This window comes from Streptomyces sp. CA2R106 (genome assembly GCF_037034245.1).
Lineage (GTDB): Bacteria > Actinomycetota > Actinomycetes > Streptomycetales > Streptomycetaceae > Actinacidiphila.
Window position 1 is genome coordinate 124,914 of the sequence record NZ_JBAGKC010000014.1, and the last position, 26,430, is coordinate 151,343.

Genomic DNA, 26,430 nt, shown 5'->3' on the forward strand with positions numbered 1-26,430 from the left:
CATCGAAGGCTGAGGCACACCGTGAACGTTTCTCCTGGCCCCGTGCCGGGTTCCACCACCGACCAGAGCCCCGAGTCGAGCTCCGAACCGAGCCACCCGGACACCTCCCGCCGCAGGCTGCTGCGGGCCGGCGGCATCGGCGGGCTGCTGCTCGCGGCCACCACCACCGCGGTCGCCGCCGGCACCGGCACCGCCTCGGCCGCCGACAAGTCCCCCGCCCCGATCGCGGTGGACACCGTCGCCCACCTGCTCGCGCTCAACCCGAAGTCGCTCGCCGACGGCGCGGTCGCGTTCGTCTCCGGCTACCACGCCCCCGGCGACGGCGGCGGCCTGGCCGCCCGCTGGGACGCCGGCGCCACCACCGCCCCCAACGGGGGCACCGTGCTGCGCCCGGCCGGCCTCACCGGCAAGGGCCGCTGGCTCATGGTCCACGACGGCCTGCTGGACTTCCGCCAGTTCGGCATCGCCGACGCCTCCACCCCGGCCGACGACGCGCTGGACGCCATGATGGACGACCCGGCCGTCCACCGGATCGAGGCACACACCGACCTCAACTTCACCAAGCGGCACACCTTCTCCCGCTCCCGGATCGAACTGGACTTCGGCGGCCACCTCGTCACCACCGACGGGATCGAGCCGAACAGCTACAACAACCCCTTCGGCGCGGTGCTCTACTTCCGCGGCACCGTCACCGACACCACGGTGAAGTCCGAGCTGTCCGCCGCCATGCCCGACCTCGCCGACATCTTCGAGGTGCCGGGGAGCGCGTCCTTCACCGTCGGCCAGTGGTGGACCGTCGAGATCGACGCGGCCGCGGGCACCGGGCTGTACGAGAAGGAGGTGCAGAAGCTCGTCCAGGTCACCGAGATCGTGGACGGCACGCACATCCGGGTCAACTACAAGATCGGCTGGGACCTGGCCGCCGGGCGCACCTTCACCTGGACCCGGGTCGAGCCGGTCGAACGCGCCCACGTCCGCAACATGGTCTTCCAGGGCGTCCCCGACGTCGCCGACAACGACACCGTCACCGGCTCGCACCCGCTGGCCTACGAGTACGCCGTCTCCTGCGACGTCTCCGGCATCGACGCCACCGGCACCTTCTGGCCGGTGATCATCCGCCGCTGGTGCACCTACTTCCGCACCTCCGAGTGCCAGCTGAAGAACCCCGCCTCGGTCACGTACGGCGGCGCCGGCTACCTCACCCAGCAGATCTACTGCCTGTACGGCCACGTCGAGGACTGCCACGTCGCCAACGCCCGGCACCTCAACGACTGGACCGCCTCCGCCTACGGCTACGTCACCAACTGCCACGGCGACGGCGACGACCAGGGCCCCTTCGTCACCCACGGCCAGTTCGAGCACGACCTGACCTTCACCGGCAACTCCGGCCTGATGACCTTCGCCAACTCCGGTGCCGCCTGGGGCGGCGCGGCCAAGCGGGTCACCGTCCGCCGGCACGCCTGCTCCTGGTTCGTGGCCCGCACCAACATCACCGACCTGACGCTGGAGGACATGCTCGTCATCGGCAACGCCCAGGCCGGCTCCGGCATGATCTGGGTCAACGCCGACGGCGCGCAGCTGCGCGGCTGCGTCGCCTCCGGGCCGCTGGTGGTCTCGCAGGCGTCCGCGCGCTCCAAGCGGCCCACGGTGATCGCCGACTCCGCCTTCACCCAGGGCAAGGCGTCCGAGGTCACCGCGGCCACCGTCAGCTCCGACGTGCACCTGATGCGGGTCACCCTGAAGAACCTGGACGGCGCGCAGTTCAACGGCACCGGCGACCTGGTACTGGACCACTGCACCTTCACTGGCGCGGGCGACGGCGCCGCCCCGAGCACCGTCGCACACGCCGACACCGCGGTGCACGGCGGCACCTTCGCCGACACCGGACTGGTGCTGGACTCCGCCAAGGACCAGCGGCTGTGGATCGACGGCGGCGCCCGCTTCACCGGCACCAACAGCTCCGCCGCCTTCCTCGCCCGCAGCGGCGCCGACCGCACCGTCAGCTGGCAGCTCGACGGCCTGGACTCCCGCGCCTCCGACGGCAAGACCGCGCACCTGCTGATCACCGACGGCGTCAACCACTACCGCGCGGGCGGCTCGTCCTTCACCGGCGGCCGCATCGAACTCGACCCGGCCGCGTTCACCGGCGCCGGCTACCTGCTGCACACCGGCTGCACCGAGGACGGCGTCACCCGCACCAAGGTGCCCGCCGAGGGCGACCGGGTCCGGCACACCAGCGGCAACCTGCTGGTCTGAGACCGCCGGCCGGGCCCGTTCCACCTCCCGGGCCCGGCCGGCCACCACCCCCTGGTACCCGTTCCCGCAGCACCGCCACGTCCACCGTGAGGAAGAGACCATGGCCACCGACCAGCGCAGCACCGGCGGCACCCCGATCCAGGGGCGCCCGGTGCGGATCGCCCTCGTGGGCGCGGGCAACCGCGGGATGACCTACGCCGGGTGGATTCGCGAACACCCCGAGCGGGCCCGGATCGTCGCCGTCGCCGACCCCCGGCCCCAGGCGCGCGCCGCCCTGCCGTCCGCGACCGGCTACGGCGACTGGCGGGAACTGCTCGCCGCGACCGAGGCGAACGGCGGCCCGCTGGCCGACGGCGTCATCGTGGCCACCCAGGACCGCGACCACGCCGCACCGGTGCTCGCGCTGGCCCGGGCCGGCTACGCGGTACTCACCGAGAAGCCGCTCGCCCCCACCGAGGAGGAGTGCCGCGCCATCGTCGAGGGCGTCGAGGCGACCGGCGTGCCCTTCGCCGTGTGCCACGTCATGCGCTACACCCCCTACACCGACCTGGTGAAGAGCGTCGTGGACAGCGGCGTGCTGGGCACCGTCACGGGCCTGGACCACCTGGAACCGGTCGGCTGGTGGCACTATGCGCACTCCTACGTCCGCGGCCCGTGGCGCCGCGAGGCGGACTCCTCGCCGATGATCCTCGCCAAGTCCAGCCACGACCTGGACTGGATCGCCTACGTCACCGGCCGCCGGATCGAGACCGTGGCCAGCTTCGGCGCCCTGACCCACTTCCGCCCGGAGAACGCCCCGGCCGGCGCGACCGCCACCTGCCTGGACTGCCCGGCCGAACCGGCCTGCCCGTACTCCGCGCCCAAGCTGTACTACCCGGCGCTGCGCACCACCGGCGGCGCCTGGCCGATCGACCACGTCACCGAGCACGCCACCGGCCCGCAGGACGAGCCGGTCCTCACCGAGGCGCTGCGCACCGGACCGTACGGGCGCTGCGTGTACCGCGCGGACAACGACGTGGTGGACAACCAGGTGGTCGCCATGCGGCTGTCCGGCGGCGCCACCGCGGTGTTCACCATGACCGCCTTCACCGAGCAGACCCACCGCCAGACCCGGATCTTCGGCAGCCACGGCTGGCTGCGCGGCGACGGCGAACGGGTCACCGTGCACGACTTCCGCGACGACACCGTCCAGGTGCTCGCCGTGGGCGCCAGCGGCTCCAACGCCGCCGACGGCCACGGCGGCGGCGACACCGTCCTGGTCGAGTCCTTCGTCACCGCGCTCGCCACCGGCGACCGCTCCCACATCCGCTCCGGCCCGCTGGAATCCCTCGGCAGCCACCTCGCCGCCTTCGCCGCGGAACGCTCCCGGCACCGCGGCACCGTCGAGACCGTGCCGCTCCGCTGACCCCGCCCAGCCGACCCCGCCCGCCCCGCCCGCGCCCGTACGACCGCCAACGCCCGCTCCACGCCCGGAAAGCGAGAACCACCGTGAGACGCCGTAACACCGCAGCCTTCGCCCTCTCCGTCGCCGCCGCCCTGACCGCCACCGCCGTCGCCGGCTGCGGCTCCGGCACCGGCTCCGGGTCCAGCTCGAAGAAGACGATCAACACCTGGGTCTACCCGGTGATCAATGACGCGAAGGCGAACTCCGCGTACTGGGACGGCCTGGTCAAGGGCTTCGAGAAGGAGAACCCGGGGGTGACCGTCAAGGTCTCCACCTACCCGTGGGCCAACCGCGACACCGCGCTGGCCACCGCGATCGCCGCCGGCAAGGGCCCCGACGTGGCCTACCTGATCCCCGACCAGCTCTCCGCCTACCAGCGCAACCTGATCCCGGCGGCCAAGTGGATGTCCGCCGCGGACAAGGCCGCCTACCGCCCGGCCGCGCTCAAGGCGGTCACCGTCGACGGGCAGGCGTACGCCGCGCCGGTGCTGATGTCCAGCTACCCGCTGCTGTGCGACAAGAAGGTCCTGGACGCCGTCGGCGAGACGACCGCGCCGACCACCTGGGACCAGCTCGCCGCGCTCGCCCCGAAGCTGAAGGCCAAGGGCTTCTACGCCACCAGCTACAGCGGCGACACCACCGCCACCCTCAACATGACCTTCTACCCGCTGCTGTGGCAGGCCGGCGGGGACGTCTTCTCCGCCGACGGCAAGAAGGCCGCCTTCAACAGCGCGGCCGGCGTCAAGGCCCTCACCTGGCTGAAGACCTTCGTGGACAACGGCTGGACACCCAAGGACCTGGTCACCACCACCCCGCAGATCGAGCAGACCGACCTCGCCAAGAACAAGGTCGCCTGCACCTGGCAGAACACCGCCGCCGAGGTCGAGCCGTTCTGGGGCAAGGAGAACATCGAGGTCGGCCCGGCGCTGACCGCCGCCAAGTCCGTGGCGTACGGCACCGTCGGCACCCTCGCGGTCTTCAAGGGCGCCAACCAGGAGCTGTCCGGCAAGTGGATCTCCTACGTGTCCCGGCCGAAGAACTCCGCCGGGCTCCAGACGCCGGGCGGCTACTTCTCGCCGCGCACCGACGCCACCGCGCTCTACCCCGGCGACGCCATCCAGCAGGCCACCGAGAAGGTGCTCGGCAGCACCGACGTCGGGCCGCTCAACAAGGCCGCGCGTGACGTGATGGGCCTGCTCGCCCCGCAGATCCAGGCCGCGCTGCTCGGCAAGACCACCCCGCAGAAGGCGCTGGACGACGCGGCGCAGGCCGCCGACCAGCTGATCGCCCGCAAGCGCTGACCGCCCCGCCGCCCACCGCCCGTACGGCTGCGGGCCGCCCGCCCCCGGTGGGCGGCCCGCCCGGCAGCACCCGCCGCTTTCCGAAGGAGGTCCCGTGGCCGCAGTCGCGGAACGTACCACCCGCCCGCAGAAGAACCGACGCGGACCGCACGCGCGCCGGGAGGCCCGGATCGGGCTGCTGTTCGTGCTGCCCTGCTTCCTGCTCTTCCTGGCCTTCCGGTTCGGCCCGGGCGTCGCCGGGCTGGTGCTCGGCTTCACCGACTACACCATCGGCGACACCACCCACTTCACCGGGCTCCAGAACTTCCAGCGGATGGTGCACGACCCGCTGTTCTGGTCCTCGCTGCGGGTGACCGTCGTCTACAGCGTGATCGCGGTGCCCTTCACCATCCTCGCCTCGCTCGGGCTCGCGCTGCTGACCCGGCGGGCCTTCCGCGGCTCGCGGCTGTTCCGGTCGATCTTCTTCCTGCCGGTGGTCACCAGCCTCATCCTGGCCTCCACCGTCTTCATCTGGATCTTCTCCACCAAGGGCCCCTGGTCGGACCTGATGGGCCTGCTCGGGCTGCCCGACCAGTCCTGGCTGACCGACTCCGCGCTGGTGCTGCCCGCGATCGCCCTGGTCGGCATCTGGTCCCGCTGCGGCTACGGCATGCTCATCCTGCTCGCCCGACTCCAGGACGTACCGAGGGAGTTGGAGGAAGCCGCGCTGATGGACGGCGCCGGGCCGTTCCAGCGCTTCCGGTACATCGTCGCCCCGCAGCTGAAGCCGGCGTTCTTCTTCCTCGCGGTGATCGAGACCACCAACAGCTTCCAGATCTTCGACGCCATCTACGTGATGACCGGCGGTGGCCCGGCCAACGCCAGCTACAGCCTCGTGTACCAGCTCTACGACGCCGGCTTCAAGTACAGCGACCTCGGCTACGCCAGCGCGCTCGGCTGCGTGCTGTTCGTGATGACCGTGGTCGTGGCGCTCGTGCAGCGGCTGGTGCTCGGAAAGGAGAAGTGACCATGGCGAACGCGACCGTGCGCGCCGCCCGGCTCCGCCGGGCCGACCGGCCCCGCCGGGCCACCCGCACCCGCGAGCGCGACACCGTGCCCCGCGCGCTGCAACCCACCGCCGCCGGGCGGATCGTCCGCGGGGTGCTGCTCGCGGTCGCCTCCGTGGCGACGGTCTTCCCCTTCTACGCGATGCTGGTGCTGTCGCTGAAGCCCGGCGCCGCGGTGTCGCTGCCCGGCAGCCTGCTGCCCTGGCACCTGTCCGGCTCCTCCTACAGCGCGGTGCTCGACGCCCAGGACGTGCCGCGCTGGCTGCTGAACACCGTCGTCTACTCGGTGGTGTCGGTGGTCGGGGTGCTGGTGCTGTCCTCGCTGGCCGGGTACGCCTTCGCGAAGAAGCGGTTCCGCGGCCGGGAGACCATGTTCTGGTCGTTCCTGTCGATGGTCATGGTGCCCTACCACGTCACGATGATCCCGACCTTCATCATGATGGCGAAGCTCGGGGGCGTGGACACCTACTGGGGCCTGATCGTCCCCACCCTCGCCAACGCCCAGGCGGTCTTCCTGATGCGGCAGTTCATCAGGGACCTGCCCGACGAGATGTTCGAGGCGGCCCGGCTGGACGGGTGCAGCGAACTGCGGATCTTCGTCAGCATCGTGCTGCCGCTGCTCAAGCCGATCCTCGCCACGCTCGGCACGTTCGTCTTCCTGTGGCACTGGAACGACTTCCTGTGGCCGCTGGTCATGGGCCAGAGCAGCGACATGCGCACCCTCACCGTCGGCATCGCGTCGCTGCAACAGCAGCAGGTGCCGCTCAGCCAGGTGCTCGCCGGTTCGGTGATCGCCTTCGTCCCCATCTTCGCCGCCTACCTGGCCGGCCAGCGGTACTTCACCGAGGGCGTCACCGGTTCGGCCGTCAAAGGATGACCACGCACATGCCTCACACCTCCCCGAGCACCTCTCCGACCACCTCCCCGAGCGCCTCCCCGTCCCCCGCCGGCTTCCCGGAGGACGAGCAGCAGCTCGAAGACCTGCTCGCCACGCCGTCACCCGCCCTGGTGGCCGACCTCGCCCGCCTCGACGGCGACCTGGTCGTCCTCGGCGCGGGCGGCAAGATGGGCCCCAGCCTGTGCCGGCTGGCCCGCCGCGCGCTGGACGCCGCGGGCCGCGGCGACCTCGCGGTGCACGCCGTGTCCCGCTGGTCGGACCGGAAGGCGGCCGACGCGCTCGCCGCCGAGGGCGTCCGCCCGGTCGCGTTCGACCTGCTCGACGGCGACCCGGCCGAACTGCCCGACGCGGGCAACGCGGTCTTCATGGTCGGCGCCAAGTTCGGCTCCGCGGGCAACCCCGCGCACGCCTGGGCGGTCAACGCCGCCCTGCCGGACCGGATCGCCCGCCGCTACCGCGACGCGCGCATCGCCGCCTTCTCCACCGGCAACGTCTACCCGCTGGTCGACACCGCCTCCGCCGGGTCCGCCGAGACCGACCCGGTCGGCCCGGTCGGCGAGTACGCCATGTCGTGCCTGGGCCGCGAACGCGTCTTCGGCCACCACGCCGCCGAACACGGCACCCGCGTCGCGCTGCTCCGGCTCAACTACGCGATCGACCTGCGGTACGGGGTGCTCGCCGACATCGCCGCCACCGTGCACGCGGGCGAGCCGGTCGACGTCACCACCGGCCACGCCAACGTGGTCTGGCAGGGGTACGCCAACGAGGTCGCGCTGCGCGCGCTGCTGCACGCCGACGCCGAAGCCTTCACCCTCAACCTCACCGGGCCGGAGACCGCGTCCGTACGGCGGCTGGCGCACCTGTTCGCCGAGGAGTTCGGCCGGGCGGCCACTACTGGCGGAGAACCAGCCCTGGAACAGGCATCCTTGACGACGGGTCAGGAATCCGGCACGGCCCTGCTGTCCGACGCGAGCCGCTGCCACGCCCTGTTCGGCTATCCGCCGGTGCCGCTGCGCACCCTCGTCGGCTGGCAGGCCGAGTGGATTCGGCGCGGGCTGCCGCTGTCGGGCCGGCCCACCAAGTTCCACGTCCGCGACGGAAGGTTCTGACCCACCGTGTCCACCCGCACCCCCGGCACCGCCGCCCCCACCGGCACCGACGGCGCCCCCGCAAGCGTTTCCGGCCGCACCCCGGACGCCGCTCCCGGCAGCGCACCGGGCGGGGCGAGCCCGCTCGACCTGCTCGCCGCCGGCACCGTCATACCCGCCCACCCGCTGGCCCTCACCGCCGAACGCCGTCTGGACGAACGGCGCCAGCGCGCCCTGACCCGCTACTACCTGGCCTCGGGCGCCGGCGGCATCGCCGTCGGCGTGCACACCACCCAGTTCGAGATCAGGGACGCCGCCGTCGGCCTGCTCCGCCCGGTGCTCGAACTCGCCGCGGAGACCGCCGACAAGGAGGCCGGCCGCCCCGTGGTGAAGATCGCGGGCGCCTGCGGCTACACCGCGCAGGCCGTCGCCGAGGCCGAACTCGCCGCCGAACTCGGCTACGACGCGGTGCTGTTGAGCCCCGCGGTGCCCGGCGCCGACGAGGCCGGGCTGCTGGAGCGGGCCCGCGCCGTCGGCCAGGTGCTGCCCGTGGTCGGCTTCTACCTCCAGGAGGCCGTCGGGGGCCGCTACCTGTCGGCCGGCTTCTGGCGGGCGTTCGCGGAGATCCCCTCCGTGGTGGCGATCAAGGCCGCGCCCTTCGACCGCTACCGCACCGCCGAGGTGATCGCCGCCGTCGCCGCGAGCGACCGCGCCGGGCAGGTCGCCCTGTACACCGGCAACGACGACGCGATCCTCCACGACCTGCTCACCCCCTACCGCACCTCCGGCGGCGAACTGCGCTGGTTCGCCGGCGGGCTGCTCGGGCAGTGGGCGGTGTGGACCCGCGGCGCCGTGCGGATGCTGGCCGAGGTCCGCGCGGCCCGCGCCGGCGACCAGGACCTCATGACCGACCTGCTGCGCCGGGCCCCGCAGCTCAGCGAGGCCAACGCGGCGGTCTTCGACGTCCGCAACGCCTTCCGCGGCTGCATCCCCGGCGTCCACGAAGTCCTGCGCCGCCAGGGCCTGCTGGCCGGCACCTGGTGCCTCGACCCCGCCGAACGGCTCTCCCCGCGCCAGGCCGAGGAGATCGCCCGCGTCGCCGCCGCCTACCCCTGGCTGACCGACGACGCCTTCGTGGCGGAGCACCGCGATGCCTGGCTCTCCTGACCCCGGCGGCCCCCGGCCTCCCCTCGCCGGCGGGGAGTCGGCGCGGGGCGGGCGGGCCGTGGTCGTCGTCGCCGTGGGGCAGGCGCTGCGTCGGCAGCTGTTCACCGGCGCGTCCTGGGAGCGGCTGACCGGACTGGCCGAGGTCGTGGCCGTCGAACACCCCGGCGACCGGGCGGAGCTGGCGGCCGCCCTGCGCGCGGCCGACGTGCTCGTCACCGGCTGGGGCACCGCCCGGCTCGACGCCGAACTGCTCGCGGGCGCACCTCGGTTGGGGCTGGTGGCGCACACCGGGGGAGCGGTGAGCCCGTATGTCACCCGGGAGGTGTTCGCCCGCGGGGTGCGCGTCACCCAGGCCGGCGCCGCCATGGCCCGGCCGGTCGCCGAGGTCGCCCTCGCCTTCACCCTCGCCCTGCTGCACCGCGTCCACCGCTTCGACCACGCGCTGCGTTCCGGCGCGCCCTGGGAGCAGGCCGAGGCGGCGCCCGAGCGCCACCAGATCCTCGGCTGCCCGGTGGGCGTGATCGGCGCCTCCCGCACTGGTCGCGCGTACATCGCCCTGGTCCGCGCGCTCGGCGCCGAGGTGACAGTGGCCGACCCGTATCTCGACCCGGCGGACGCGCACGCGCTCGGGGTGCGGGTGGCCGGGCTGGACCAGGTGCTGGCCGGCAGCCGGATCACCGCGGTGCACGCGCCCGCGCTCGCCGAGACCCGGCACCTGCTCGGCCGCAGGGAGCTGGCCCTACTCCCCGACGGCGCCGGGCTGGTCAACACCGCCAGGTCCTGGCTGGTGGACGAGGCCGCGCTGCTGGCCGAACTGCGTACGGGCCGGATCGACGCGGCCCTCGACGTCTACGACGACGAACCGCTGCCCACCGGCCACCCGCTGCGCGCCCTGCCCAACGTGCTGCTGACGCCCCATCAGGCCGCGGCGACCGTCGAGGGGCGGCACGCGCTGGGCGACAGCACCGTGGCCGAGGTCGAACGGCACCTGCGGGGCGAGGAGTTGCGGCACGCGGTGGACCGCGACGCGCTGGCACGCGTCGAGTAGCCGTACACCCGGCACCGGCCGGCACCCGCACCCGTACCCCTGCCCGCACCCCGATGCGCACCCGCATCACCCGCACGAGGAGAGAACACCAATGCGCCTGATGCGCCTGGGACCGGCCGGCGGCGAGCGCCCCGTGCTCGGCACCGCCGACGGCCGGACGTACGACCTGTCCGGCCTGACCCCCGACATCGACCCCGCCTTCTTCGCCGCCGACGGCCCCGCGCGGGCCCGGGACGCGCTGGCCGCGGGCGCGCTGCCCGAACTCCCGGCCGCCGACCTCGCCGGGCTGCGCGTCGGCGCGCCCGTCGCCCGGCCCGGCGCGGTGCTGTGCATCGGCCAGAACTACGCCGCCCACGCCCGCGAGTCGGGCGCCGAACCGCCCACCGAGCCGATCCTCTTCCACAAGAGCCCCAACACCGTGGTCGGTCCGCAGGACACCGTGCTCATCCCGCGCGGCTCGCGGCAGACCGACTGGGAGGTGGAGCTGACCGTGGTGATCGGCCGCCGCGCCCGCTACCTCGCCGCGGACGACGACCCGCTGGCGTACGTCGCCGGCTACGCGCTGGGCGACGACGTCTCCGAGCGGGCCTTCCAGCTCGGCACCCCCGGCGGCCAGTGGGCCAAGGGCAAGAGCTGCGAGACCTTCCACCCGCTCGGCCCCTGGCTGCTGACCGCCGACGAGGTGCCCGACCCGCAGGCGCTGCGGCTGCGCTCCTGGGTCAACGGCGAGCCCCGGCAGGACTCCTCGACCGCCGACATGATCTTCGGCGTCGCCGAGATCGTCCGGCACCTGTCCCAGTACCTGGTCCTGGAGCCGGGCGACCTGATCGACACCGGCACCCCCGAGGGCGTCGCGCTCTCCGGCCGCTTCCCCTACCTGTCCGCCGGCGACGTGGTCGAGATGGAGATCGACGGCCTCGGCCGGCACCGCTCGGTGTGCGCCGATGCCTGAGCGCGCCCGACGCGGCCCGGACCGGCGCGGCGGCCGCCCGGTGACCGCGCGGTGCTGACCTTCGACGCCCGGCCGGTGCGCACCGGCGGCTTCCGGCTCGCCGAGGGCCCGGTCTGGGACGGCCCGCGCGAACGGCTGCTGTGGGTGGACATCGACGCCGGACTGGTCCACGAGGGGCGGCTGCGGCCCGGCCGGGTGGAGGTGGTGCGCAGGCACCGCCTCCCGGGCCCGGCCGCCGCGGTCGCCTGCGCCGCCGACGGCCGCCTGCTGGTCGCGGGCCGGTACGGCCTGACGGTGCTGCTGCCCGACGGCACCCGCCGGGCCGGCGCCCGGGTGCTGCCGCAGGGCGCCCCGGCCCGGCTGAACGACGGCGGCTGCGACCCGACCGGGCGCTTCCTGGTCGGCTCGGCCGCGCTCGACGGCCGCCGCGGCGCGGACATCCTGGTCCGGCTCGCGGGCGACGGCCGCCCCCGCCCCCTGGACACCGACCTGACCTGCTCCAACGGCCTGGCCTGGTCGCCCGACGGCACGCTGATGTACAGCGTGGACACCGGCGCCGGACTGGTCCGGGTCCGCGGCTACGACCCGGTGACCGGCCGGGCCGGGCCGCGCCGGGGCTTCCTCGCGGTGCGCGGCGGGCTGCCGGACGGGCTGTGCACCGACCGCGACGGCAACCTGTGGCTCGCGGTGTGGGGCGCGGGCGAGGTGCGCTGCCACGCGCCCGACGCCCGGCACCTGGCGACCGTACGGGTCCCCGTGGCGCACCCGTCGAGCGCGGCCTTCGCCGGGCCCGGCCTCGACACGCTGCTGATCAGCGCGGGCGGGCCCGACGGCGGCCTGTTCGCGGTGCGCCCGGGTGCGCGGGGCGCGCCCCTGCCCGCCTGGGACGGCGTGAGCCGCTGAGCGGGCCCCGGGTCAGAAGGTCGTGGCCGGGTTCAGCTCGGACTTGGTGATGCCGGTGCCGGGCACCCCCCACTTGGCGAAGATCTTCGCGTAGGTGCCGTCGGCGATCAGCTTGTTCACCGCGTCGCGCAGCGCCGGGGCGATCGGCGAGTTGCGGGCGGTGACGAAGCCTACGGCGGTGGTGCTGATCTGGCCGAGGAACCTGGTGCCCGCGATCCGGGTCGCGTCGTACTTCAGGCCGAGGGTCGGGCCGAACATCACATCGACCTTGCCGTTGGCCAGGCCGAGGAAGATCGGCGCGCTGTCGGCGAAGTACTGCACCTTGTAAGGCTTCTTGCCGGCCTTCGCGCAGTCGCCGGCGCCGTCGGTGAGGATCTGCTGGAAGGTCGAGCCGGGCGAGGTGGCGACGGTCAGGCCGCACAGGTCGGTGAGCTTCTTCACCGACGTGAGGGAGACGGTGCGCGAACCGAGGAACGCCTGCCCGTCGTTGAGGTAGGTCGCGAAGTCGACCACCTTCTCGCGTTCCTTGGTGGCGCCGAAGTTGTCCTGGCCGACGTCGTAACGGCCGTTCTGCACACCGGGGATGATCGTGGGGAAGGTGCCGTTCTGCACCTTCCAGGTGACGCCGAGCACCTTGGCGACGGCGTTGCGCAGGTCCACGTCCAGGCCGACGTCCTTGCCGTTGTCCTGGCCGGCGTGCGGCAGGCCCTGCACGCCCGGCTGGAGGGTGGTGCCGAGCGTCAGGGTGCCGCTGGCGCGGACCTTGGCGGGCAGTTCGGCGGTGAGCTTCGGGTCGGCGGTGACGGCGGAGACCACGTCCTGGGTGGGGATCGCGGTCGAACTCCCGCCGCTGGCAGCGGGTTTGGCGCCCGCGTCGGAGGAGGTGCCGGCGGAGTCGCCGGAGGAGCCGCCGCAGGCGGCGAGCAGCGCGAGGGCGGCCGCGGTGGCGGCGGCGGTGGCCGCGAGTCTCACGGAGCGGCGGTGGGAACGGCGTTCGGTGGTCACGGGAGTGCCTTTCGGGGAGACCGGCGAAGGGCGCCGGCGGGTGCGCGGCAGCAGGGGGCCGCGGGGGAGCAGGCGGGGTGCGGGCGGGGTGCGGGCGGAAGAGTCAGAGGACCGCGGCGAGGAAGGAGCGGGCGCGTTCGTGCTGTGGCGCGCTCAACACGTCGGCGGGGGCGCCGGATTCGATGATCCGTCCGCCGTCGAGGAAGACCACGGTGTCGGCGGCCTTGCGGGCGAAGCCGATCTCGTGGGTGACGACGATCATCGTCATACCGCTGACCGCCAGGTCCTGGATCACCGCCAGCACCTCGCCCACGAGTTCGGGGTCGAGCGCGCTGGTCGGCTCGTCGAAGAGCAGCAGCCGCGGGTCCATCGCCAGCGCGCGGGCGATCGCCACCCGCTGCTGCTGGCCGCCGGACAACTGCCGGGGATAGGAGTCCTCCCGGCCCGCCAGGCCCACCCGTTCGAGCAGTTCGCGCGCCCGGGCGGCGGCCTGCTTGCGGGGGACGCCGCGCACCGCCACCGGTGCCTCGACGATGTTGCCGAGCACCGTCAGGTGCGGGAAGAGGTTGAACTGCTGGAAGACCATGCCGACGTCCGCCCGCTGCCGGGTGACCGCGCGCGCCCGCAGCTCGTGCAGCCGCCCGCCGTCGTGCCGGTAGCCGACCAGCTCGCCGCCGATCTCCACGAACCCGGCGTCCGGCCGCTCCAGGTGGTTCACGCAGCGCAGCAGCGTCGACTTCCCGGACCCGGACGGCCCGAGCAGCACCGTGACCTCGCCCTCGCGCACGTCGAGGTCCACACCGTCCAGCACGGTGTGCGCGCCGTAGCTCTTGCGCAGGCCGCGCACCCGCACCAGCGGCCGCCCGTCGGCGCTCATGACAGCCCCGCCGCGGTGGAGGTGCCGGCCGGCCCGAACAGCGGTACGTTCGCGCGGGCCACCTGCCAGAAGCCGCGCGCGGTACGGTCGCCGGGCCGCTCGCTGCCGCGCGCGTAGTGCCGCTCGACGTAGTACTGGCCGACCGACAGCAGCGTGGTCAGGATGACGTACCAGAGGGTGGCGACCAGCAGCAGCGGCATGATCAGGAAGTTCTGGTTGTAGATCAACTGGCTGGAGTACAGCAGGTCCTGGACCGCGATGACGCTGACGATCGAGGTCGCCTTCAGCATGCCGATCAGCAGGTTGCCGGAGGCGGGGATGATCGCGGGCATGGCCTGCGGCAGCACGATCCGGCGGAAGATCCGCCCCTCGCCCAGCCCCAGCGCCCGCGCCGCCTCGCGCTGCCCGCGGTCGACCGACAGGATGCCGCCGCGGACGATCTCCGAGGAGAACGCGGCCACGTCCAGCGTCAGCCCGACGTAGGCGGCCAGCACCCCGCTGAACAGGTGCGCGGTCGAGACGCCCGTGAACTGCGGCCCGAACGGCACCCCCACCGACAACCGCGGGTACAGCGAGGCCAGTTCGTACCAGAAGAGCAGTTGGACGAGCGGCGGGACCGAGCGCACCAGCCAGACGTAGCCGAAGCTCAGCGCGCGCAGCACGGGGTTGCGCGACAGCCGCATCGCGGCGACGCCGACCCCCAGCAGGTAGCCGCTGGCCATCACCGCGCCGGTCAGCCACAGGGTCAGCTCGAGGCCGTGCAGGATCGAGGAGCTGAGGAAGTAGTGGCCGACCACGTGCCATTGGAAGCGCGGGTTGGTGGCCAGGGTGTGGACGAGCATCGCGAAGAGCACCAGCAGCACCGCCGCCGAGAGCCACTGCCCCGGCCGCCGCAGCGGCACGATCCGGGCGGCGAGCAGCGAGGCGTCGGCCGGGCGGACGTCCAGCGCGCGGAACTCCGGGGACGGCGGCCGGTCGGATTTCGGCTCAGCGGGCTGATCGGCTGCGGACGTGGTGGGCCGGTCGGACGCGGGCCGGCCCGCGTCCGCGGGTTTGCCGGGCGCGGTCGGGTCGGGCGGGGGCGGCGGGTGGCCGGGGGCGGCGGTGACCGGCCCGGAGGTGTCGTGCTGGGGCATCGTCGGGGTTCCCGTCTCGTCGGGGAGCGCGGCGGCATCCGGGCATGGCGGCCCCGCGCGGGGCCGGCCGGCCGGGCGGGGCCACCGGGAAGGAGGGCAGGGGCGGGCGGGAGTTCAGCCGGCCGCGCACGCCGGGGAGTGGGCCGCGGCACCGATGGCGCGGCGGTGGGAAAGCGGGAGGTGCGGGAGGTGCGGAAGGAACGGCGGCGGGCCGTCAGCGGGCCGCGGGCGTCCCCGGACACAGGGCGCTGCACACGCGGAGCAGGTCGACATGGCGCCGGACCACCCGGGTCCGGGCGAAGCCGCGGGGACACTGCGCCAGGCCGCGTCGGTCTGCGTCCATGCCCGTCCCCTCGCTGTCTTCGGCGCTGTGGGCGCCGGGCCTGACGGCCGGTGGTACGACCGCGGACACCGGTCGTGGCGGGCCGCGTGACACCGGGCCCGTGCCCTCAGCACGTTAACCGCAGGGCGGCGGCCGGGCAATCCCCCTCGGCGCCCGCCGGATGTGGCGCGGATCGCGTCCGGCGAGGGGGGATTGTGTTCGAACACGGCACCGAGTTACCGTGCTTGCAGGTCATGAGCGTCAGCAACCAAGGCCCTGGCCGGCTGACCGGCAACCCTCCGTCGCGGTGGGGTGCTCCAGGTGACGACCCGGCGGAGCCGACGGCGGCTCGGCAAGCGCGAGCTCGGCAGGCGTGAGCCGATCGAGGCGGGAGGTGCGAAGTGCGCGGCGACAGCGAGCAGTCGACGCCCCCCGGCGTACCCGGCCTCGTCACGTACTCGCGCCGCCACATCGACCTCCAGCGCGTCGCCGGCGCCCTGTGTCCGGGCACACCGACGGCCCGGCTGCCGCGTACCGCCGGCTGAGCCCGCTCCACCCCCCCGCTTCACCCTGGCGCTCTGCGCGCATCCTCCGTCCTTCCGCCGGCCCACCCGGGGACGACGCCGTTCCCGGTGCGGGCCCGTCCGGTTCCCTCCGGCCTGCCCGCCGCCGGCCCCGCGGCCGCCGGTCCGCCGCGTGCGGAGGGGACCTGCGGCCCGGCGCCCTCGTAGGCACCCGATGCCGTACGCACTCCGATCCGTCCACACCCCGACCTCCATGCCCCGGCCGTTCGCCCGCGGCCCGTCCGAGCAGGAAGCGGTACGTCCATGTCCCGATCCACCACCCCCCTCCACCTCGCGGTCGCCCTCGACGGCGCCGGCTGGCACCCCGCCGCCTGGCGGGAGGCCGACGCGCGGCCGGCCGAGCTGTTCACCGCGCGCTACTGGGCCGACCTGGCCGCCGAGGCCGAACGCGGCCTGCTGGACCTGCTCACCATCGAGGACTCCCTCGGCCTCCAGTCGTCCCTGCCCACCGGCCCCGACGAGCGGACCGACCAGGTGCGCGGCCGGCTGGACGCGGTGCTGACCGCCGCCCGGATCGCACCGCTGACCCGGCACATCGGCCTGCTGCCGGTCGCGGTGGTCACCCACACCGAGCCGTTCCACCTGTCGAAGGCGATCGCCACCCTCGACTACGTCAGCACCGGCCGCGCCGGGGTCCAGGTGCGGGTGTCCGCCCGGCCCGACGAGGCCGCGCACTTCGGCCGCCGCACCCTGCCCGGGCTGTCGCTCGACGCGCTGGACACCCCGGACGGCAGGGCGCTGCTGGCCGAGCTGTTCGGCGAGGCCGCCGACTACGTCGAGGTGGTGCGGCGGCTGTGGGACAGCTGGGAGGACGACGCGGAGATCCGCGACGTGGCCACCGGCCGCTTCATCGACCGCGACAAGCTGCACTACATCGACTTCGAGGGACCGCACTTCAGCGTCAAGGGGCCCTCCATCACCCCGCGCCCGCCGCAGGGTCAGCCGCTGGTGGCCGCGCTCGCGCACCGCACCGAGCCCTTCCGCCTGGTCGCCTCCTCCGCCGACCTCGGCTTCACCACCCCGCACGGCATCGGGCAGGCGGCCGCGGTCGTCGGCGAGATCCGCCAGGCGCAGGAGGAGGCCGGGCGGGGCGGCCAGACCGTGCACGTCTTTGCGGACCTGGTGGTCTTCCTCGACGAGGAGCCCGGCCGGGCCGCCGAGCGCCGCGCCCGGCTGGACGCCGAACTGGACGCGCCCTACGCCAGTGACGCCCTGGTCTTCACCGGCACCGCCGCCGAACTCGCCGACCTGCTGCTGGAGTTCGCCGCCACCGGGCTGACCGGCTTCCGGCTGCGCCCCGCGACGCTGCCCTACGACCTGGCCCGGGTCAGCCGCGACCTGGTGCCCGAACTCCAGCGCCGCGGCGCCTTCCGCGAGTCGTACCAGGCCGACACGCTGCGCGGGCTGCTCGGCCTGCCCCGCCCGGCCAACCGCTACGCCCCCGCCTGAGCGACCCGCGCGAAGCCCCAGGAGGCAGACCCCGCATGAGCAGCACCGACCGGACCGGCACACCCGGCAGCAATGGCAAGCCGCGCAAGCAGATCCACCTCGCCGCGCACTTCCCCGGCGTCAACAACACCACCGTGTGGAGCGACCCGGCCGCCGGCAGCCAGATCGACTTCAGCTCCTTCGTCCACCTGGCGCGCACCGCGGAACGGGCGAAGTTCGACTTCCTGTTCCTGGCCGAGGGGCTGCGGCTGCGCGAACAGGGCGGCCTCATCCACGACCTGGACGTCGTCGGCCGCCCCGACACCTTCACGGTGCTGGCCGCGCTCGCCGCCGTCACCGACCGGCTGGGCCTGGCCGGCACCATCAACTCCACCTTCAACGAACCCTACGAGGTGGCCCGGCAGTTCGCGTCGCTCGACCACCTCTCGGGCGGTCGCGCCGCCTGGAACGTGGTCACTTCCTGGGACGCCTTCACCGGCGAGAACTTCCGCCGCGGCGGCTACCTCGCCCAGCCCGACCGCTACGAGCGGGCCCGCCAGTTCCTCACCGCCGTACGGGAGTTGCTGGACTCCTGGCCGGGCGGCGAGGTCATCGCGGACCGGGCGGGCGGCGCCTTCCTGCGGGCGCCGGGACCCGGCCGGTTCGACCACCGCACCACCCAGTTCGACATCCGCGGCCACTTCAACGTGCCGCGCGGCCCGCAGGGCCACCCGGTGGTCTTCCAGGCCGGCGACTCCGAGCAGGGCCGGGAGTTCGCCGCCTCCGCCGCCGACGCGATCTTCACCCGGCACGGCACCCTGGAGGCGGGCAAGGCGTTCTACGCCGACGTCAAGGGCCGCCTCCCGAAGTACGGCCGCACCGCCGAGGAGCTGCTGATCCTGCCCGGCGTGAGCTTCGTCCTCGGCGACAGCGCGGCCGACGCCGAGGAGAAGTCCCGGGTGATCCGCCGCCAGCAGGTCAGCGGGGCCACCGCGATCGCCTTCCTGGAGCGGCTGTGGAACCGCGACCTGAGCGCCTACGACCCGGAGGGCCCGCTGCCGGACGTCGAGCCGCTGACCGACGCCGAGCCGATCGGCCGCGGCCGCGCCGACGCCCACCGCGAGGACCGCGCGCAGACCGCCGCCCGCTGGCGGGCCGTCGCCGAGGAACGCAAGCTCTCCATCCGGGACCTGGTGATCGAACTGACCGGGCGGCAGTCCTTCGTCGGCACCGCCGAGCACGTCGCCGCTCAGCTCGACGCGTTCGTCCAGGCCGACGCCAGCGACGGCTTCATCCTCGCGCCCCACCTCACCCCGGGCGGCCTCGACGAGTTCGCGGACACCGTGGTGCCGCTGCTCCAGGAGCGCGGCGTCTTCCGCACCGAGTACGAGGGCGAGACCCTGCGCGACCACCTGGGCCTGGCCCACCCCGACCGCCCGGGCCCGGTCCGCGCCGGAGCACCGGCCGCGGCCGGTGAGGTGAGGGCCGCGTCGTGAAGTTCCTCGCCATCACCCTGATCGTTCACGCGCCCCACCCCGTCACCGGTGAGCGCAAGTCCACCCGCGCCCGGTTCCAGGAAGTCGTCGACAACGCCCTGCTCGCCGAGGAGCTGGGTTTCGACGGCTTCGGCGTCGGGGAGCGCCACGAACGGCCGTTCATCTCCTCGGCGCCGCCGGTGGTGCTCAGCCACCTCGCCGCCCTCACCTCCCGCATCCGGCTGTTCACCGCGGTCACCACGCTCAGCCTGCTCGACCCGGTACGGGCCTACGAGGACTACGCCACCCTCGACCACCTCTCCGACGGCCGGCTGGAGCTGATCGTCGGCAAGGGCAACGGCTCCGCCCAGCGCGAGCTGTTCCACGTCACCACCGACGACCAGTGGGACCGCAACGCCGAGAGCTACGAGCTGTTCCGCACCCTGTGGCGGCAGGACCGCACCACCGCCCGCCCGCGGTTCCGGCCCGCCCTGGAGGAGGCCGAGGTGTGGCCGCGGCCGTTCCAGCAGCCGATCCGGGTCTGGCACGGCAGCGCCACCAGCCGCGAGTCGGTCGACCTCGCCGCCCGCTACGGCGACCCGCTGTTCTCCGCCAACGTCACCAACCCCATCGAGCCCTACGCCGAGTTGGTGCGCTACTACCGGGAGCGGTGGGCGCACTACGGCCACGACCCGGCGCTCGCCACCGTGGGCGCGGGCAGCGCCGGCTACTACGCCGCGCGCACCTCGCAGGAGGCCCTGGCCGCCTACCGCCCCGTCTTCGAGGGCCGGCTCGCGTTCTCCAAGCGGCTCGGCCTGGAACCGGTCTTCCCGACCCTGGAGGACTTCGTCGCGCGCAGCTCGGCGCTGATCGGCAGCCCGCAGCAGATCATCGACAAGGTCCACCGCTACCACGAGCAGTTCGGCCACAGCGTGCTCCACCTGCACGCCGACGCGGACGGCCTCACCGACACCCAGCACCGCGACGCGCTCGCGCTGTTCCAGTCGGACATCGCGCCGACCCTGCGCCGGGACATCCCCGACCCACCGTGGCCCTGGGGCCCGGTCGGCGCCCCGGCCGCGCCCGACCCCTCCGCGCCGACGTCCGACCCCGCCGCGGCCCCGTCCGCGGCCGCCTGACAAGGAGCATCCGTGGCCCCCACCCCGCTCGCCGTCCTGGACCTGGTGCCGATCTCCACCGGCTCCAGCGCCGGCCAGGCCCTGCGCAACAGCATCGACCTCGCCCGGCAGGCCGAACAACTCGGCTACACCCGCCACTGGTTCGCCGAGCACCACCTCAACCCCGGGGTCGCCGGCACCTCCCCGGCGGTGGTGCTCGCCCTGACCGCGGCCGCCACCTCCACCATCCGGCTCGGGTCGGGCGCGGTGCAGCTCGGACACCGCACCGCGCTGTCCACCGTCGAGGAGTTCGGGCTGCTCGACGCGCTGCACCCCGGCCGCTTCGACCTGGGCCTGGGCCGCTCCGGCGGGCCGGTCCCGCCCGCGGCCGGCCGGCAGCCCGCGCTCACCGCCACCACGCCCGTCGTCGACGGCCGCACCCCGAACGGCCTGCGCATCCCCGCCCGGTTCGCCCCCGAGAAGCTGCTCACCTCGCCCCGCTTCGCCCTGCACCAGCGCCTGATGACCCTGCCCGGAGCCCAGCCGCAGCCCTACGCCGAGCAAATCGCGGACATCCTCGCGCTGCTCGGCGGCGACTACGCCACCGAGGACGGCACCGCCGCCCACGTCGTCCCCGGCGAGGGCGCCGACCTCCAGGTGTGGATACTCGGCAGCAGCGCCGGGATCAGCGCCCAGACCGCCGGCGCCCACGGGCTGCGGTTCGCGGCGAACTACCACGTCAGCCCGGCCACCGTACTGGAGGCCGCCGAGGGCTACCGGGCGGCGTTCGTGCCGTCGGCGGAGCTGGACCGGCCGTATGTGAGCGTGTCCGCCGACGTCGTGGTGGCCGCGGACGAGGGCACCGCGCGGGAGCTGGCCGCCGGCTACGGCCCGTGGGTGCGCAGCATCCGCACCGGCGCGGGCGCCATCCGCTTCCCCACCCCCGAGCAGGCCCGCGCCCTCGCCTGGAGCGACGAGGACCGGGACCTGGTCGCCGACCGGGTCGAGACGCAGTTCGTCGGGACGGCGCGGCAGGTCGCCGACCAGCTGGAGACGCTGCGCGACGCCACCGGCGCCGACGAACTGCTGATCACCACCATCACCCACGATCACGCGGACCGGGTCCGCTCGTACCAGCTGCTGGCCGAGGAGTGGACGCGACGATGACGACGACCAGGGCGCAGCGCAGGGACGAGCGGCACGACGGGCGCGGTGCCCGCCAGCCGGCCCGTCCGCCCGCCGCCGTCCACCGCGACGACCCCGTCCACCTTGACGACCCCGCGCACCGCGCCGACCCCGCCGCCCGGCCGCCGCACCCCGACCGGCCGCAGCGCCGGCTGCCCACCGGGGAGGAGGCGCTCTCCGCCACCGAACTGCGCCGGGTGTTCGGCGCGTTCCCCACCGGCGTGACCGCGGTAGCCGCGCTGGTCGACGGGGTGCCCACCGGCATGGCGGCCAACTCCTTCACCTCCGTCTCCCTCGACCCGCCGCTGCTGTCGGTGTGCGTGGCGCACACCTCCACCACGTGGCCGGCGCTGGCCGGCCGCGCCCGGCTCGGCGTCACCGTGCTCGGCGCCGACCAGGAACGCGACTGCGCGCAGCTCGCCGCCCGCGGCGCCGACCGGTTCGCCGGGCTGGACTGGCATGCCACCGCCGACGGCGCGGTGCTGCTGGACCGCGGCAGCGCCTGGTTCGACTGCTCCGTCGAGCAGCTGGTCCGGGCCGGCGACCACGACATCGTGCTGCTGCGGGTGCACGCGCTGGACGCCGACCACGCGGTCACGCCGCTCGTCTTCCACGCCAGCCGGTTCCGCCGCCTCGAACAGGCCGCCGACCGCGAGAACACCGACCACCGCTGAACCGACCCCGGCCCGGCCCGCCCGGGCCCGTCCGACCCCCGAACGGAGCGCCATGACCGTACAAGCCGAAGCGACCGCGCAGGAGACCTTCACCCGCCAGTGGGAGGAGTGGCACACCGCGCACGAACGGGTCCTCGCCGACCCGCACGGCTTCCTCGCCGTCACCAGCCTGCGCTGGCTCGACGCCACGCCCACCCGCTTCCCCGACGCGCCCGGCGCCTGGTCGGCCACCGAGGACGGCGTGGTGGTCGACCTCGCCGACGGCGAGGAGCTGACCCTCGACGGCCAGGTCCTGCGCGGCCGCCACGCGTTCGGCGTGATCGCCGAACGCGACGGGCTCTTCCCCACCGCCGGGGACGCCGTCATCGAGATCGCCAAGCGCGGCGGCCACGACATCCTCCGCCCCCGCCACCCCGACAACGCCCTGCTGCGCGACTTCACCGGCACCCCCGCCTACGCCCCCGACCCGCGCTGGGCCCGCACCGGCCGCTACCTGCCGTTCGACGCCCCGCGCCCGACGACCGTCGGCGCCGCCGTCGAGGGCCTCCAGCACGTCTACGACGCCCCCGGCGAGGTCGAGTTCGAGCTCGACGGCACCACCCACCGGCTCACCGCGTTCAACGGCCGCACCCCCGGCAGCCTGCTGGTGCTGTTCACCGACGCCACCTCCGGGGTCACCACCTACGCCGCCAACCGCTCCCTGTCGCTGGCCGCGCCTGACGCCGACGGCACCGTCCTGATCGACTTCAACCGGGCCGCCAACCTCCCCTGCGCCTACACCGACCTGGCCACCTGCCCGCTGCCGCCGGCCGAGAACCACCTGCCGGTGCCGATCGAGGCCGGCGAGAAGACCCCTGCCGGGCGGTGACGGGCGGCCGGACCGTGCCTGACCCGTAGCGTCGTCCCGCCCAAAGGTCGGGGGCCGACGGGGTCTGGTGCTCCCCCGTGGCCTACGGCATGGGCGGTGCCCCCCGATCGCACGGCGGAGGATGGGGGTAGCCCAGGCGAAGCGCTGGGGAACAGAGCGCGGCGGGCCGCGCCGACGACCGGCAACGCTGGGGGCGCCTCCCGCCGGAGGCAGGGGGGAGCGTGCGTGCCGGGCCCCGCCGGGCAGGCGGGATGTGTCCGGCACGGCCTGGGACGCCACGGCCCGCTGACGGGCGTGGCGCGGCGCAGCGTACGCTTCGTGCAGCGCGCCCCCGGCGGGCGCGCGGTTGCCGCGGACCAGCGGTTTCTCCACCGACCACCTGGAAAGCCCGCAGATGAGCACGGAGCAGCGCCACCTCCTCGTCATCGGCATCGGAGCCGGCGACCCCGACCACCTGACGCTCGGCGCGGTGCGCGCCATCCGCCGCGCCGACGTCTTCTTCCTGATCGGGAAGGGGCCGGTCAAGGCGTCCCTGACGGACTTCCGGCGGGCCGTGATCGAGGAGCACTCCGACCGGCCGCACCGGATCGTGGAGACGGAAGACCCGCCGCGCGACCGGGCGGCCGCCGGGCGCGGCGCGTACACCGCCGCCGTGCACGACTGGCGGAGCAAGCGCGCGGACGCCTGCGAGCAGCTGATCCGCGACGAGTTGGCGCCCGGCCAGGCGGGCGCCTTCCTCGTCTGGGGCGACCCGGCGCTCTACGACGGCACGCTCAGCATGCTCGACGAGATCGCCGCCCGCGGCACCGTCGCCTTCGACGTCGAGGTGGTGCCCGGCATCAGCAGCGTCTCCGCGCTGGCCGCCCGGCACCGGATCGGCCTGAACCAGGTCGGCCGGCCCGTCCACATCACCCCCGCGCGCCGCCTCCCGGAGATCTTCCCCGGACAGGAGGGCGGCGTGGACAGCGACGTGGTCGTGATGCTCGACGCCCACGAGTCCTTCACCCAGGTCGAGGGCGACGGCGTCTGGATCTACTGGGGCGCCTACCTCGGCACCCCGGACGAGATCCTGGTCGCCGGCCCGCTCGCCGACGTCGCCGACCGCATCCGGGAGGTCCGGGCGCAGGCCCGCGCCCGGCACGGCTGGATCATGGACACCTACCTGCTGCGCCGCACCCGGCCGTGACCCGGCGCCCGGCCGCGGACCGGCGGGCCCTCGCCCCCCGACCCGCGGCCGGGCCGGGTCAGTTCGCGGCCAGCTCCGCCCGGACCGTGCGGGCGGCTGCCACCAGGTGGGCCAGGGACGCCCGGGTCTCGGGCCAGCCGCGGGTCTTCAGGCCGCAGTCCGGGTTGACCCACAGCCGCTCGGCCGGGATGGCCTCAAGTCCCTTGCGCAGCAGGGCCGCCGCCTCCTGCGCGTCCGGTACGCGCGGCGAGTGGATGTCGTAGACGCCCGGACCGGCCTCCCGCGGGTAGCCGCGGCCGGCGAGTTCGGTGGCGACCTGCATGTGGGAGCGGGCGGCCTCCAGGCTGATGACGTCGGCGTCGAGGTCCTCGATGGCCTGCACGATGTCCCCGAACTCGGCGTAGCACATGTGGGTGTGGATCTGGGTGGCCGGACCGGCCGCCGCGGTGGTGAGCCGGAAGGCCGTGGTTGCCCAGGCCAGGTAGGCGGGGCGGTCGGCCGCGCGCAGCGGCAGCGTCTCGCGCAGCGCCGGCTCGTCGACCTGGATCACCGCCGTCCCGGCCGCCTCCAGGTCGGCCACCTCGTCGCGCAGTGCGAGGGCGACCTGCCGGGCGGTGTCGCCGGGCGGCTGGTCGTCGCGGACGAAGGACCAGGCGAGCATGGTGACCGGGCCGGTGAGCATGCCCTTGACCGGGCGTGAGGTCAGCGACTGCGCGTAGGAGGTCCAGCGCACGGTCATCGGCCCGGGCCGGGAGATGTCCCCGGCCAGGATCGGCGGGCGCACGTACCGGGTGCCGTAGGACTGGACCCAGCCGTGCCGCGTGGCGAGGTAGCCGGTGAGCTGCTCGGCGAAGTACTGGACCATGTCGTTGCGCTCGGGCTCGCCGTGCACCAGCACGTCCAGGCCCGTCCGCTCCTGGAAGGAGATCACCTCGCCGATCTCGGCCCTGATCCGCTCCTCGTAGCCGGCCGGGTCGATCCGCCCGGCGCGCAGGTCGGCGCGGGCGGTGCGCAGCTCGGCGGTCTGCGGGAAGGAGCCGATGGTGGTGGTGGGCAGCAGCGGCAGCCCGAGGCGGGCCCGCTGGGCGGCGGCCCGCTCCGGGTACGGCTGGGCGCGGTGGGCGTCGGCGTCGGTGACCGCCGCGACCCGGGCGCGTACGGCGGGGTCGCGGGTGATCGGGGAGGCCGCGCGGGAGGCGAGGGCGGCGCGGCAGGCGGCGAGTTCGCCCGCGATGCTGCCGGTGCCCTCGGCCAGGCCCCTGGCGAGCGTGGCGACCTCGGCGGCCTTCTGCCGCGCGAAGGCCAGCCAGCGCCGCACCTGCGGGTCGATGTCCCGTTCGGGCGCGGTGTCCAGCGGCACGTGCAGCAGCGAGCAGGAGGCGGCGACGTCGACGCGGTCGGCGAGGCCGAGGAGGGTGCCGAGCGTGGACAGCGACCGTTGGAGGTCGTTGATCCAGATGTTGCGGCCGTCGACGACACCGGCGACCAGGCGCTTGCCGGGCAGCCCGCCGACGGCGGCGAGGTGGTCGAGGTTGGCGGCGGCCGGGCCGGTGAAGTCCAGTGCCAGGCCCTCGACGGGGGCCGCGGCCAGCACCGGCAGCGCCTCGCCGAGCCGGTCGAAGTAGGACGCGACGAGCAGCTTCGGCCGGTCGGCGGCGCCGCCCAGCGCGCGGTAGGCGCGCTCGGCCGCGGCCAGTTCGGCCGGCGTGCGGTCCTGTACGAGGGCGGGCTCGTCGAGCTGCGCCCACGCCGCGCCGGCGGCCCGCAGGTCGGCGAGCACCTCCGCGTACACCGGCAGCAGCCGGTCCAGCAGGGACAGCGGCTCGAACCCGGCCGGCGCGCCGGGCGCGGCCTTGGCGAGCAGCAGGTAGGTCACGGGGCCGACGAGCACCGGCCGCGCGTCGTACCCGAGCGCGAGGGCCTCGCGCAGCTCGCCGACCTGCTGGGAGGAGTCCGCGCGGAAGACGGTGTCCGGACCCAACTCGGGCACCAGGTAGTGGTAGTTGGTGTCGAACCACTTCGTCATCTCCAGCGGCGCCGTGTCCTGGGTGCCGCGGGCCATCGCGAAGTAGCCGTCGAGCCGGTCGGCGGCGACGGCCGCGCGGTGCCGCTCGGGCACGGCGCCGACCATGACGCTGGTGTCGAGCACGTGGTCGTAGTACGAGAAGTCGCCGGTGGGCAGTTCGTGGAGGCCGGCCCCGGCGAGCTGCCGCCAGTTGGCGCGGCGCAGGTCGGCGGCGGTCTGCCGGAGGGCGTCGGCGCCGACTTGGCCCTTCCAGTAGCCCTCGACGGCCTTCTTCAGTTCCCGGTGCTGTCCCTGGCGGGGGTAGCCGTACACGGTGGCCCGTGCTGCCGCGGCTGCGGACTTCGCTGACACGGAACTCTCCTTCGCGAGATGTCTCCCTGGCATCCCGGCGACGGGACGAGGGTGCGAAGGCGGCACACCGGACCGGTACGGACCCGGCGCAC

The 26,430-nt window shown here is 74.4% G+C and carries 22 protein-coding genes and 1 riboswitch; of the genes, 18 read left to right on the top strand and 4 right to left on the bottom strand.

Going from position 1 to position 26,430, the window contains the following annotated elements:
* Window positions 1-441 precede the first annotated feature (441 nt).
* From WA788_RS20925 to WA788_RS20970, 10 genes are all read left to right on the top strand, one after another.
* The gene (locus tag WA788_RS20925; protein ID WP_443034073.1) at window positions 442-2,256 is read left to right on the top strand and encodes a peptidase C14; all 1,815 of its coding nucleotides are present in this window, start codon (window positions 442-444) and stop codon (window positions 2,254-2,256) included.
* Between the two features lie 100 nt (window positions 2,257-2,356).
* Entirely contained in the window at window positions 2,357-3,661 is a 1,305-nt protein-coding gene (locus tag WA788_RS20930; RefSeq protein WP_335979538.1) for a Gfo/Idh/MocA family protein, read from the top strand.
* 83 nt (window positions 3,662-3,744) lie between these two features.
* Window positions 3,745-5,001, top strand: coding sequence for an extracellular solute-binding protein (locus tag WA788_RS20935; RefSeq protein WP_335979540.1), 1,257 nt, complete (start codon window positions 3,745-3,747; stop codon window positions 4,999-5,001).
* A gap of 94 nt (window positions 5,002-5,095) precedes the next feature.
* On the top strand, window positions 5,096-6,007 hold the full coding sequence (locus WA788_RS20940; RefSeq protein ID WP_335979544.1) for a carbohydrate ABC transporter permease: 912 nt from the start codon (window positions 5,096-5,098) through the stop codon (window positions 6,005-6,007).
* A 2-nt stretch (window positions 6,008-6,009) separates the two neighbouring features.
* The gene (locus WA788_RS20945; RefSeq protein WP_335979546.1) at window positions 6,010-6,924 is read left to right on the top strand and encodes a carbohydrate ABC transporter permease; all 915 of its coding nucleotides are present in this window, start codon (window positions 6,010-6,012) and stop codon (window positions 6,922-6,924) included.
* An 8-nt stretch (window positions 6,925-6,932) separates the two neighbouring features.
* Entirely contained in the window at window positions 6,933-8,054 is a 1,122-nt protein-coding gene (locus WA788_RS20950; protein ID WP_335979549.1) for an NAD-dependent epimerase/dehydratase family protein, read from the top strand.
* 150 nt (window positions 8,055-8,204) lie between these two features.
* Window positions 8,205-9,200: a dihydrodipicolinate synthase family protein gene (locus tag WA788_RS20955; protein WP_443034074.1), complete on the top strand. Its 996-nt coding sequence runs from the start codon at window positions 8,205-8,207 to the stop codon at window positions 9,198-9,200.
* Entirely contained in the window at window positions 9,184-10,248 is a 1,065-nt protein-coding gene (locus tag WA788_RS20960) for a hydroxyacid dehydrogenase (protein ID WP_335979551.1), read from the top strand. Before WA788_RS20955 ends, WA788_RS20960 begins: the two co-directional genes overlap by 17 nt.
* A gap of 91 nt (window positions 10,249-10,339) precedes the next feature.
* On the top strand, window positions 10,340-11,200 hold the full coding sequence (locus WA788_RS20965; protein ID WP_335979553.1) for a fumarylacetoacetate hydrolase family protein: 861 nt from the start codon (window positions 10,340-10,342) through the stop codon (window positions 11,198-11,200).
* A gap of 51 nt (window positions 11,201-11,251) precedes the next feature.
* Entirely contained in the window at window positions 11,252-12,103 is an 852-nt protein-coding gene (locus WA788_RS20970) for an SMP-30/gluconolactonase/LRE family protein (protein WP_335979556.1), read from the top strand.
* 12 nt (window positions 12,104-12,115) lie between these two features.
* Here the strand turns inward: WA788_RS20970 and WA788_RS20975 are convergent, their stop codons facing one another.
* From WA788_RS20975 to WA788_RS20985, 3 genes are all read right to left on the bottom strand, one after another.
* Window positions 12,116-13,075, bottom strand: coding sequence for an ABC transporter substrate-binding protein (locus WA788_RS20975; RefSeq protein WP_335979558.1), 960 nt, complete (start codon window positions 13,073-13,075; stop codon window positions 12,116-12,118).
* Window positions 13,076-13,211: 136 nt separating this feature from the next.
* Complete coding sequence (locus WA788_RS20980) at window positions 13,212-13,985, bottom strand: amino acid ABC transporter ATP-binding protein (protein ID WP_443034072.1); 774 nt, start codon at window positions 13,983-13,985, stop codon at window positions 13,212-13,214.
* Entirely contained in the window at window positions 13,982-15,121 is a 1,140-nt protein-coding gene (locus WA788_RS20985; protein ID WP_335979560.1) for an amino acid ABC transporter permease, read from the bottom strand. Before WA788_RS20985 ends, WA788_RS20980 begins: the two co-directional genes overlap by 4 nt.
* Window positions 15,122-15,693: 572 nt before the next feature.
* A riboswitch (SAM riboswitch) is annotated at window positions 15,694-15,808 on the top strand.
* A gap of 36 nt (window positions 15,809-15,844) precedes the next feature.
* Here WA788_RS20985 and WA788_RS20990 point away from each other — a divergent pair.
* From WA788_RS20990 to cobF, 8 genes are all read left to right on the top strand, one after another.
* The gene (locus tag WA788_RS20990) at window positions 15,845-15,988 is read left to right on the top strand and encodes a putative leader peptide (protein WP_335979562.1); all 144 of its coding nucleotides are present in this window, start codon (window positions 15,845-15,847) and stop codon (window positions 15,986-15,988) included.
* Window positions 15,989-16,270: 282 nt separating this feature from the next.
* The gene (locus WA788_RS20995; RefSeq protein WP_335979564.1) at window positions 16,271-17,476 is read left to right on the top strand and encodes an LLM class flavin-dependent oxidoreductase; all 1,206 of its coding nucleotides are present in this window, start codon (window positions 16,271-16,273) and stop codon (window positions 17,474-17,476) included.
* A gap of 35 nt (window positions 17,477-17,511) precedes the next feature.
* Window positions 17,512-18,951 carry an NtaA/DmoA family FMN-dependent monooxygenase gene (locus WA788_RS21000; RefSeq protein WP_335979566.1) on the top strand — a complete coding sequence of 480 codons (1,440 nt, stop codon included), beginning with the start codon at window positions 17,512-17,514 and terminating at the stop codon, window positions 18,949-18,951.
* On the top strand, window positions 18,948-20,069 hold the full coding sequence (locus tag WA788_RS21005) for an LLM class flavin-dependent oxidoreductase (protein WP_335979568.1): 1,122 nt from the start codon (window positions 18,948-18,950) through the stop codon (window positions 20,067-20,069). The genes WA788_RS21000 and WA788_RS21005 overlap by 4 nt, the downstream gene beginning before the upstream one ends.
* A 12-nt stretch (window positions 20,070-20,081) precedes the next feature.
* Window positions 20,082-21,215 carry an LLM class flavin-dependent oxidoreductase gene (locus WA788_RS21010; RefSeq protein WP_335979570.1) on the top strand — a complete coding sequence of 378 codons (1,134 nt, stop codon included), beginning with the start codon at window positions 20,082-20,084 and terminating at the stop codon, window positions 21,213-21,215.
* On the top strand, window positions 21,212-21,907 hold the full coding sequence (locus WA788_RS21015) for a flavin reductase family protein (RefSeq protein ID WP_335979572.1): 696 nt from the start codon (window positions 21,212-21,214) through the stop codon (window positions 21,905-21,907). Before WA788_RS21010 ends, WA788_RS21015 begins: the two co-directional genes overlap by 4 nt.
* 52 nt (window positions 21,908-21,959) lie before the next feature.
* Window positions 21,960-22,775, top strand: coding sequence for a DUF1684 domain-containing protein (locus tag WA788_RS21020; protein ID WP_335979574.1), 816 nt, complete (start codon window positions 21,960-21,962; stop codon window positions 22,773-22,775).
* Window positions 22,776-23,169: 394 nt separating this feature from the next.
* Window positions 23,170-23,961, top strand: coding sequence for a precorrin-6A synthase (deacetylating) (cobF, locus tag WA788_RS21025; RefSeq protein WP_335979576.1), 792 nt, complete (start codon window positions 23,170-23,172; stop codon window positions 23,959-23,961).
* A gap of 58 nt (window positions 23,962-24,019) precedes the next feature.
* Here the strand turns inward: cobF and metE are convergent, their stop codons facing one another.
* The gene (metE, locus tag WA788_RS21030) at window positions 24,020-26,338 is read right to left on the bottom strand and encodes a 5-methyltetrahydropteroyltriglutamate--homocysteine S-methyltransferase (RefSeq protein ID WP_335979577.1); all 2,319 of its coding nucleotides are present in this window, start codon (window positions 26,336-26,338) and stop codon (window positions 24,020-24,022) included.
* Between the last annotated feature and the right edge of the window lie 92 nt (window positions 26,339-26,430).

Excerpts from the sequence above, each read along its gene's own strand:
- WA788_RS21020 (WP_335979574.1), top strand. The coding sequence starts at position 21,960 with ATGACCGTACAAGCCGAAGCGACCGCGCAGGAGACCTTCACCCGCCAG.
- cobF (WP_335979576.1), top strand. The coding sequence starts at position 23,170 with ATGAGCACGGAGCAGCGCCACCTCCTCGTCATCGGCATCGGAGCCGGC.
- WA788_RS21015 (WP_335979572.1), top strand. The coding sequence starts at position 21,212 with ATGACGACGACCAGGGCGCAGCGCAGGGACGAGCGGCACGACGGGCGC.
- WA788_RS21000 (WP_335979566.1), top strand. The coding sequence starts at position 17,512 with ATGAGCAGCACCGACCGGACCGGCACACCCGGCAGCAATGGCAAGCCG.
- WA788_RS20950 (WP_335979549.1), top strand. The coding sequence starts at position 6,933 with ATGCCTCACACCTCCCCGAGCACCTCTCCGACCACCTCCCCGAGCGCC.
- WA788_RS20995 (WP_335979564.1), top strand. The coding sequence starts at position 16,271 with ATGTCCCGATCCACCACCCCCCTCCACCTCGCGGTCGCCCTCGACGGC.
- WA788_RS20985 (WP_335979560.1), bottom strand. The coding sequence starts at position 15,121 with ATGCCCCAGCACGACACCTCCGGGCCGGTCACCGCCGCCCCCGGCCAC.
- WA788_RS20945 (WP_335979546.1), top strand. The coding sequence starts at position 6,010 with ATGGCGAACGCGACCGTGCGCGCCGCCCGGCTCCGCCGGGCCGACCGG.
- WA788_RS20930 (WP_335979538.1), top strand. The coding sequence starts at position 2,357 with ATGGCCACCGACCAGCGCAGCACCGGCGGCACCCCGATCCAGGGGCGC.
- WA788_RS20965 (WP_335979553.1), top strand. The coding sequence starts at position 10,340 with ATGCGCCTGATGCGCCTGGGACCGGCCGGCGGCGAGCGCCCCGTGCTC.
- WA788_RS20980 (WP_443034072.1), bottom strand. The coding sequence starts at position 13,985 with ATGAGCGCCGACGGGCGGCCGCTGGTGCGGGTGCGCGGCCTGCGCAAG.
- WA788_RS20960 (WP_335979551.1), top strand. The coding sequence starts at position 9,184 with ATGCCTGGCTCTCCTGACCCCGGCGGCCCCCGGCCTCCCCTCGCCGGC.